Consider the following 8,369-nt stretch of genomic DNA (forward strand, 5'->3'; position numbering starts at 1 on the left):
GACTCGGCCGGATGCGAGGAACGGCGCTCCCGGTACATCCGCACCGCGCGGTCACGGGTCTCCTGGTCGTACTGACGTGGTGCTGGCATGGCTCGATTCTCCTTGCGAGATCAGAGCCTGCAGCAGATCCAGGACATCTCAGATCACCGCTGTCGCGGCCCAGATCAACCGTGGCAATGTACAGACCCAGATGCGTCACAAACCGGTCCTCCGGGCCGAAGACCAGCCGCCGCACCGTCGAGTGCAACCCATCGGCGCCGATCACCAGATCGAACTCCCGCGGCGGCGCCCGCTCGAAACTCACCACCACCCCGCCACGACCCTCACCGATCGCGGTCACCGTGTCCCCCTAGCGAAACTCGGCCTGGCTGTGGGCCGCACCGGCCAGAATGACAGCCAAGTCACGACGGGCAATCTCGACCGCGTCGCCACCGGACTGGGTCGGGAGCGCGCCGATCTCCCGCCCGTCACGATCGACCGCAGCCAACCGAACCACCCGAGTCGCCGCTTCCCGAACCGCGCTCAACACCCCCATCCGCCGGACCGCCGGCGCAGCGGCGCCGCGGATGTCGACCGGACTGCCGCTGGAGCGCTGCGAGCCGGCCCGTTCGACCACCGTCACGGCGTCCCCGGCCCGGCCCAGGAAGTATGCGACCGTCGAACCGGCGGTACCCGCCCCCACCCCCAACACCGACCGAAGCGCCACTCGATCATCCCGGTCCGAACACGACGGTACGACCAGCCGCCGAGGCGGGTGAGCTGTTGACCGCATCACTCGCTTTGACCAAGAGTTCCTACTCTGGCAGCTAGTGCCGCCGACGTACGTCATGCCAGGTAGAGGTGTGTGGTCCGAGCATCTCCGCCCGGACCGGATCGACGCTCAGCTGCCGCCTCCCGGATAATCTCTCAGAACTTCGGGGCCTGGCTGTCGATTCGGCGGCCGAGTGTTCGTCGTCGCTGATGACGGAGCCGGACAGGCCGGCCCGCGACCCAGTGCAGGAGGCAGCTCCATGGCCAAGTACGCGATCCTCATCTACGAAGACCCCACCTTCTACGCGGACGCCTCGCCCGAGGCGTGGGGCGCGGTGATCGACGCGCACAGCACGTTCGTCAAGCAGGTCTTCGAGCTCGGCGGATCCGTGGCGGGCGGGGAGGCACTCGCGCCCACGACCTCGGCCACCACGATCAAGGGGTCCGTCACGGTGACCGACGGCCCGTTCGTCGAGACCAAGGAGGCCTTCGGCGGCTTCTATGTCGTCGAGGCACGCGACCTCGACCACGCCGTCGAGATTGCCAAGTTGTGCCCGGCCCCCGGCGGCGGCGTCGAGGTTCGCCCGGTCGTGGACCCGACGACGAACCCGTTCTGATCGCTCCCGCCGACGAGCCGACCGCGTCCGCCAGGCAGGCGGACGCGGTCGCTGCCGCGCTCGCGGAGGCCCACCGCTCCGAGTGGGCCTTCGTGCTGTCCGCCACGGTGCGCGTCGCGGGCGACCTGGACGTCGCGGAGGAGTGCGCGCAGGAGGCGTACGTCAGCGCGCTGCAGGCCTGGACCCGGGACGGCGTGCCGGAGCGGCCCGGCGCGTGGCTGACCACGGCGGCGCGGAACAAGGCGCTGGACCGGTTACGTCGCGAGGTCACCCTCCGGCGCAAGCTCCCGCTGCTCGTGGAGCCGGCGACAGTCGATCCGCACGACCCGGCCGACCAGGATTGGCCCGACGCCGCCGTGCCGGACGACCGACTCCGGCTGGTGTTCACCTGCTGCCACCCCACCTTGGCCCCCGAGGCCCGCGTCGCCCTCACCCTGCGCCTGGTCTGCGGCGTTCCCACGCCCGACGTCGCCCGAGCCTTCCTGGTGTCCGAACCGACGATGGCGGCACGGATCACCCGGGCCAAGAAGAAAATATCCCAGGCCCGCATCCCCTACCGGGTTCCGAGCCGGCCGGAGCTGCCCGAACGCCTGGACAGTGTCCTCACCGCCGTCCACCTGCTCTTCAGTACCGGCCACACGGCCGGCGAGGGGAATACGCTGGTCCAGGAGGAGCTCTGCGACCGGGCCCTGCACCTCGCACGCACCCTCGCCGGCCTGCTCCCCGAGCAGGCCGAGACCCGCGGCCTGCTGGGCCTGCTGCTCCTCACCGATGCGCGCCGCGCCACCCGGACCGACGAGCAGGGTCGGCTGCTCCTGCTCGCCGACCAGGACCGGACGCGCTGGAACCAACGCGGGATCCTGGAAGGGCTCACGGTCACGGCGGGGGCGCTGGCATCTGGCCCACCCGGGCGGTTCACCCTGCAGGCCGCGATCGCCGGCGTGCACGCGATAGCGCCGTCCCTGGAGCAGACCGACTGGCCCCGCGTCGTGCACCTCTACGACCGGCTGCTCGCCGTGTGGAACACCCCGGTCGTCGCGCTCAACCGAGCCGCCGCCGTCGCGTTCGCCGATGGTCCGGCCGCCGCCCTGCCGCTCCTGGACGAGCTGGCGGCCGATCCCCGACTCACCGACTACCCGTACCTTCCCGCCACCCGCGCCGACCTACTGCGCCGCCTCGGCGATGCCGCCGGCGCGGCCGAGTCATACCGGCGCGCGATGGAGCTCACCGCAAACGCCGCGGAACGCGCCTTCCTGGAGCAGCGCCTGGCCCAGGTCAGCCACGCCGCCGGCGCCGAGCCCACACCCGGCTCCCCCGAACTGCCTTCCCAGGATCGGACCGGATCCCGTGCCATCGGGTCGGCCTGAACTCGCGCACGCCGTCGGGCGTCGCGACCTTGAGGCTGACGCCGACCTTTGCGGACTTCGGCAACGGAAGCTCCTCGCCACCTTCCGTCACCGGGTTCGGGATCGTGACCTCGGTCTGAGACCCGTCGGCAACGTCGACTCCGAGCAGGAACACGCTCACCGGTCCGGCCGATCCGGGCCGGATGCGCTCTCTCGCCACGCTTCGGGGCACGTCAAAATGTTCAGTCCGTGTCGAGCCGGCAATCTTGAACCCTGCGCCAAGCTGCCGGAATCGCGGTGATCGGGGAAGGGCGCGCCCGGCAGGATTCGAACCTGCGACCGGAGGATTAGAAGTCCTCTGCTCTATCCAACTGAGCTACGAGCGCCGGGAGGATACGCGCACCAGGGTAGTCGGTCCGCGCCGCCGACCGCGTCACGTGGTCCGGTCCGGACGACCTGGTTTCCTGGGGTGATGAGGCGAGCACGGTGGGGCACGATCGCGCTGTGGGGCGCGGCGGTGGCCGGCGGCATCCACGGCCTGTTCAGCTTGTATTGGGCGGTGGGTGGCCGCTGGCTGCTCGACACGGTCGGCGCGTGGGCGGTGGATCTGACCGAGCGGGCGCAGGTCCTGGTCGTGCTGTTGCTCCTGCTGGTGGCGGCGGTCAAGGCCGCCGCGGCCGTCATCCCGCTCGCCGTCGAGGCCGGCCGGATGCCGGGCCGGCGCCGGTGGCGGGCGGTCGAGTGGGCCGGCGTGGCTCTGCTGGTCGGCTACGGCGGCCTCACTACGATCGTCGCCGCGCTGGTCCTGCTCGGCGCCATCGAACCGGACGGTGGGTACGACCGCGCCTCGATGATCGGTCACGCCCTCCTCTGGGACCCGCTCTTCCTCGTCTGGGGAGTCCTGCTGGGGATCGGGCTCGCGCTCACCCGGGATCGGGCCATTCCCGCGGGCGACGGCCGGGACGGGGATCGCCCGGCCGGCCGCGCCGCCGGGATTCAGTTGCGTTCGGACTGACCGAGACGCCAGTAGCCCATGAATGCGACCCGCCGCCGGTCCACCCCGCGCTCGGTGACGACGGCCCGCCGCAACGCTTTGACGGCCGCGGCCTCCCCCGCCATCCAGGCGTAGAACGACGCGTCCGACGGGTCGGGGCTGTCCCAGAGCAGCTCCCGATCGACGTCGATGTCCTCCACCTCGGGGGTATCCGGGGACCGGACGGTGTCCAGCAGCGCGGCATGCCCGTCCAGCCAGGCCGTGACCGCGGGCCGGAGCAGGGCGCCGTGGGCAGCGCCGCCGCGGGGCAGCCAGTGCACCCGCGCCGCGGCGGGCAGGTCGATGGGGAGACGGTCGGCCACGTCGGGGACCTCCACGAAGGCGCGGGCCGTCACGTCCGGCCGGTCGTGGAGCGATTCCAGAATGCCGGCGATGGCCGGCGCCGCGGTCTCGTCCCCGGCGAGCAGCAGCCGGGTGGCCAGGCCGGGGCGAAAGTCGATGCCCTGATGGCGGTCCGGGCTACGAACGTCCGGGCCGATCAGCAGCACCTCGTCCCCGGCCGCCAGCCGGCGCACCCACTGGACGCCGGGACCGGCGGGGCCGTGCGGGCTGTCGTGATCCACCAGGACGATGTCCACCTCGCCGGCGGACCGGCGGACCTGCCGGACGGTGTAGGTCCGCAGCACCGGCCGGCGCTCCTCGGGCGCATCCCGCCAGCGGGCGTACCAGTCGGGACCGGCGTAGTCGTCCCAGGACACCCCGGGGCTCGGGAGCAGCAACTTGATCCGCTGGTCCAATCCGTCGTCGCCGAACTCGCACAGGTCGGCGGACGCCAGCGTGACCTGACGGAACGCGGGCGTCATCCGCTCCACCCGGTCGACCCGCACGCGGAAGGGCCGGTAGGCCGGCCGTCCCGGCTCGATCGCCGGCGGCTCCTCCGTAGGTAAGGTTTGCATGCCCTAAGTATGCACAGCGGTGCGCGAGGGTCGATACCCGCCCGCCCGTGCTTCGATGGGGCATGAGCCACTCCATGGTCGGCGAGACCGTCGAGATCGACGGAGCCGGGAACACTTCCATCGAGGCCTACCGGGCCCGACCCGCCCACGACGGTCGCCGCGGCGGCGTCGTGGTGATCCACCACATGCCCGGGTTCGATCGGGCGACCAAGGAGATCGTCCGCCGCTTCGCCGAGCTCGGCTACGACGCGATCTGCCCGAATCTGTATCACCGGGAGGCGCCGGGCGCCCAGCCGGACGACGCGGCCGCGGCGGCGCGGGCCGCCGGCGGGGTACCGGACGAGCGCCTGGTCGGGGACGTCGCCGGCGCCGCCGCCCACCTGCGGGGACTGCCGACCAGCAACGGCCGGGTCGGGGTCATCGGGTACTGCTCGGGCGGCCGGCAGTCGGTCCTGGCGGCCTGCCGCCTGGACGTCGACGCCGCCGTCGATTGCTATGGCGCGTTCGTCACCGGCACGCCACCCGCGGACCATCCCCTGCAGGTGGGCAATCTCGTACCGCTGCTCGGCGACCTGCGCTGCCCGCTGCTGGGCCTCTTCGGCAACGAGGACCGCTTCCCGTCACCTGCCCACGTCGACGAGCTCGAGAGCCTGCTGCGCCGGCACGGCAAGCAGTTCGAGTTCCACCGCTACGACGACGCCGGCCACGGCTTCTTCGCCGTCAACCGGCCCGGCTACCGCGTCGCCGCGGCCAACGACGGCTGGGACCGCATCGCCACCTTCTTCGCCGCCCAGCTGGGCGGTCGATGATCGTGTGCACCTACGCGACCACCGTCGCCGACATCACAGGAAGCGGCAAAGGCCCCGGCGGGCAATGGTTCTCGATCAGTCGGGTGACCGCGTACTTCGACCATCCGGTGCACGCGATGGCCGAGCACACGCTCAACGTCGATCTCGCCGCGCCCGAGCTGGGCCCATCGGCCCGGATCGCGCTCGAGCTGACCGCAGCCTCCGCCCGGGAGCTGATGGCCGCGATCCAGGCGGCGCTCGACGCCGTCCCGCCCGAACTCGCGCAGTGACCAGCTCCTCCCGCCGGTGGGAACTGCGGGAAAACGTGGTGAGGGTCTCATGGGAGGATCCACCTCCCTTCCCGAACGTCTCGCCCAACGGTTGCACCATGGACGTGAGGGCCGGCGTGCCCGCAGGCCGTCGTGAGGATGTGAACGGGATGTCGCTGACCGAGGACGAGCAGCACCGGCTCGAGCAGATCGAGTCCTATCTACGGTCGACCGACCCCTCGCTGTCGCGCCGTCTCGATCCCCACTCCGACCCGGCCCCGGATCGCCGCGCCCTGGTCCGCTCGGTGGCGCTGCTGCTCCTGGGCACCGTCGTCATGGTCGCCGGGGCCGCGGGCGTGACCGCGCTGTTCTCCTACGGCACGGTGGTCGTCCTGCTCGGCCTGGCCCTGATGACCCGGGCATTGCAGCAGTTGCGCGGGCTGAACCCGCCGCCGGCCCGCGCCCCCATCCGCTGACCTCACGGCCGGACGCACCGGTTCAGGGTCCGTCGGTCGAGCCGGCCCGGCCGGCCGTCCGGTGCAGGCGCCGCAGGGCCAACGCGATCTGCAGCCGCAACCGGCCGGCGGGGTCGCCGATCGTCCAGCCCAGGAGGCGTTCGGCGTGGGCGATGCGTTCCTGCAGGGTCGAGTGGTGCACGTGCAGCGCGGTCGCGGCGCCGCGCAGGCTCGCCTGCTCCGCCGCCGCGGTCAGCGTCACCGGCAGCCACGGGTGATCTGCCGCCAGCCGGTCGAGCATCACCACGTCCGCGTGTCGGGGCGTCGTCGGGCCGATCGCGGCAGCGAGCACCAGCAGCCCACCGACGTCCTGGGCATGCACCACCCGGGGGCCGGGGTCGGCCGGGGTCCCGTCGGCGGTCAGCCGCAGCGCGAGCCGGGCCGCGGCCGCCGATGCGGGGAGCTCGTCGGGTGGTCCGGACGGTCCCACCCCGGCCCGCTCGGGCCCGGCCACCGGGTCGTCCGCGGCGCCGATCCGGACGCCGGCACCGGAGGCGATCGCGCGCACCCGCGCGGTGGGGCCGAGCTGCCGGCGGGCCGCAGCCGCGGCCCGGGCCGCCGGCGGGGCGTCCGCGTCGATCAGCACCGCGAGATCCGCGTGGGCACTCGTCCGCCGGCGTCCGCCGCGGCCGCCGGCGGACGACCGGATCGAGCCGATCGCGGCGGCGGCGCGCTCGAGGACCATCGCATCGACCGGACTCGGCTCGCCGTCGCGTTCCAGCCAGAGCTCGCCGCCGTCGGGCGGGACCGGTGTCCATGGCCACGCCTCGTCCCGCGGCCCGGGGACGCCGGCCACCCCGCCCGGACCGATCCGCACCCGGACCTGCTGTCCGGGGTCGACGAGCGCGGCCGGGCAGGCGGCCAGGATCGCGGCCCCACGCACGATCGCCGGCAGACCGGCCCCGTGGGCGACCAGGTCATCGAAATACGCGATCACCCGCAGGGCCGCCCCGGCGGCGGGATCCAGGGCGTCCAACCGCACCGTCAGGTCGCGCATCGGCCCAGGATCTCAGCCGATCAGAGACCGAACAACCGGCGCAGCCAGGCATGCCGCGCGGCGCGCGCGTCCTGCGACACCAGTGCGTCCGGGGCCATCATGTCGAATCCGTGAAAGCCGCCCGGCCAGACATGCAGCTCGGCGCGGCCGCCGGCCTGCCAGATCCGGCTCGCGTAGGCGACATCCTCGTCCCGGAACGTCTCGGCCGAGCCCACGTCGATGAAGGCCGGCGGCAACCCGGACAGGTCGCCGGCCCGGGCCGGCGCCGCGTACGGGGACACCCGCTCGGTGCCGCGGTCCGCGCCGAGCAGGGCGCCCCAGCCGAACTCGTTGTCACCGTGGTCCCAGACGCCGAGGCCGGCCATCTGCACCGCGGACGGGGTGTCGTTGCGGTCGTCGAGCATCGGGCACAGCAGCATCTGGCCGAACAGGGTGGGACCCCCGCGGTCCCGGGCCATCAGGGCGACCCCCGCGGCCAGCCCACCACCGGCGCTGGCCCCCGCGATGACGATCCGCTCCGGATCCAGGTTGAGCTCGTCGGCGTGCGCGGCCGTCCACACCAGACCGGCGTAGCAGTCCTCGACCGGCGCCGGATGGGGCGCCTCCGGCGCGAGCCGGTACTCGACGGACACCACCGCCGCGCCGACCGTCCGGGCCAGGGTGAGCTGGTCCTCGATACCGGCGCGGTTGTCGCCCATCACCATGCCGCCGCCGTGGGTGTGGTAGATCGCCGGGGTCGGGGCGGTCGCCCCCGCCGGCCGGCAGATCAGGAGCGAGATGTCCGGTTCGCCCGCCGGGCCCGGGACCGTCCGCTCCTGCACCAGGTACTCGCCGTCCCGGGCCAGCGTGGCGTCGTCGACCGGCTCCAGCCCCGGGATGCCCGCGCGCATCACGGCGAGGGTCTGGCTCGTCAGCGGCGGCATCAGGTCCTTGATGATCCGCAGGGCGGGAGCGAGCTCGGGGTCGAACGGCACGGGCGGGCCGGCGGGCCCGGTCACCCCGGGGGACGGTGCGGCGGCGGTGGACGACGGTTCGGCGGTGAGCGTCATCGGTGACTCCATCGGTCGTGGGGTGGGCGCACTCAGCGTCGGGGGGCCGGCCCGGCCCGCGGGCCCCCAGCCGGCGGGCGCGGCCCGC

10 protein-coding genes, 1 tRNA gene and 1 pseudogene are annotated in these 8,369 nt (G+C 73.2%); 6 read left to right on the plus strand and 6 right to left on the minus strand.

Annotated features, from left to right (window positions below; genetic code table 11):
• Both ACOJUF_RS19605 and ACOJUF_RS19610 read right to left on the minus strand, forming a co-directional pair.
• A pseudogene (locus ACOJUF_RS19605) lies at positions 1-340 on the minus strand (hypothetical protein); the annotation flags it as partial.
• Between the two features lie 9 nt (positions 341-349).
• Positions 350-622, minus strand: a complete 273-nt coding sequence (locus ACOJUF_RS19610) for a hypothetical protein (protein ID WP_420123502.1) — start codon at positions 620-622, stop codon at positions 350-352.
• Positions 623-1,010: 388 nt separating this feature from the next.
• Here ACOJUF_RS19610 and ACOJUF_RS19615 point away from each other — a divergent pair, with 388 nt between their 5' ends.
• Both ACOJUF_RS19615 and ACOJUF_RS19620 read left to right on the plus strand, forming a co-directional pair.
• Positions 1,011-1,367, plus strand: coding sequence for a YciI family protein (locus ACOJUF_RS19615; protein ID WP_420123503.1), 357 nt, complete (start codon positions 1,011-1,013; stop codon positions 1,365-1,367).
• A gap of 92 nt (positions 1,368-1,459) precedes the next feature.
• On the plus strand, positions 1,460-2,734 hold the full coding sequence (locus ACOJUF_RS19620; RefSeq protein WP_420123504.1) for an RNA polymerase sigma factor: 1,275 nt from the start codon (positions 1,460-1,462) through the stop codon (positions 2,732-2,734).
• 291 nt (positions 2,735-3,025) lie between these two features.
• Here ACOJUF_RS19620 and ACOJUF_RS19625 read toward each other — a convergent pair.
• Positions 3,026-3,099: transfer RNA gene (locus ACOJUF_RS19625), tRNA-Arg, on the minus strand.
• Between the two features lie 86 nt (positions 3,100-3,185).
• Here ACOJUF_RS19625 and ACOJUF_RS19630 point away from each other — a divergent pair.
• Complete coding sequence (locus tag ACOJUF_RS19630) at positions 3,186-3,728, plus strand: DUF3995 domain-containing protein (RefSeq protein WP_420123505.1); 543 nt, start codon at positions 3,186-3,188, stop codon at positions 3,726-3,728.
• On the opposite strand, the gene ACOJUF_RS19635 is transcribed toward ACOJUF_RS19630, so the two are convergent.
• Positions 3,710-4,663, minus strand: a complete 954-nt coding sequence (locus tag ACOJUF_RS19635; RefSeq protein ID WP_420123506.1) for a siderophore-interacting protein — start codon at positions 4,661-4,663, stop codon at positions 3,710-3,712. The two genes, ACOJUF_RS19630 and ACOJUF_RS19635, sit on opposite strands and share 19 nt — an antisense overlap.
• Positions 4,664-4,725: 62 nt before the next feature.
• Between ACOJUF_RS19635 and ACOJUF_RS19640 the strand changes: the two genes are divergently transcribed.
• The 3 genes from ACOJUF_RS19640 (at position 4,726) to ACOJUF_RS19650 (ending at position 6,196) form a co-directional block, all read left to right on the plus strand.
• The gene (locus ACOJUF_RS19640) at positions 4,726-5,472 is read left to right on the plus strand and encodes a dienelactone hydrolase family protein (protein ID WP_420123507.1); all 747 of its coding nucleotides are present in this window, start codon (positions 4,726-4,728) and stop codon (positions 5,470-5,472) included.
• On the plus strand, positions 5,469-5,741 hold the full coding sequence (locus tag ACOJUF_RS19645; RefSeq protein WP_420123508.1) for a DUF6295 family protein: 273 nt from the start codon (positions 5,469-5,471) through the stop codon (positions 5,739-5,741). Before ACOJUF_RS19640 ends, ACOJUF_RS19645 begins: the two co-directional genes overlap by 4 nt.
• A gap of 149 nt (positions 5,742-5,890) precedes the next feature.
• Complete coding sequence (locus tag ACOJUF_RS19650) at positions 5,891-6,196, plus strand: DUF3040 domain-containing protein (RefSeq protein ID WP_420123509.1); 306 nt, start codon at positions 5,891-5,893, stop codon at positions 6,194-6,196.
• A gap of 22 nt (positions 6,197-6,218) precedes the next feature.
• Here ACOJUF_RS19650 and ACOJUF_RS19655 read toward each other — a convergent pair whose 3' ends face one another.
• Both ACOJUF_RS19655 and ACOJUF_RS19660 read right to left on the minus strand, forming a co-directional pair.
• Positions 6,219-7,232 (minus strand): helix-turn-helix domain-containing protein, encoded by a 1,014-nt coding sequence (locus ACOJUF_RS19655; protein WP_420123510.1) that lies wholly within the window; start codon positions 7,230-7,232, stop codon positions 6,219-6,221.
• Between the two features lie 20 nt (positions 7,233-7,252).
• Positions 7,253-8,281, minus strand: coding sequence for an alpha/beta hydrolase (locus ACOJUF_RS19660; RefSeq protein WP_420123511.1), 1,029 nt, complete (start codon positions 8,279-8,281; stop codon positions 7,253-7,255).
• Positions 8,282-8,369 lie beyond the last annotated feature (88 nt).

Source organism: Nakamurella sp., from assembly GCF_048594475.1.
Taxonomy (GTDB): Bacteria; Actinomycetota; Actinomycetes; order Mycobacteriales; family Nakamurellaceae; genus Nakamurella.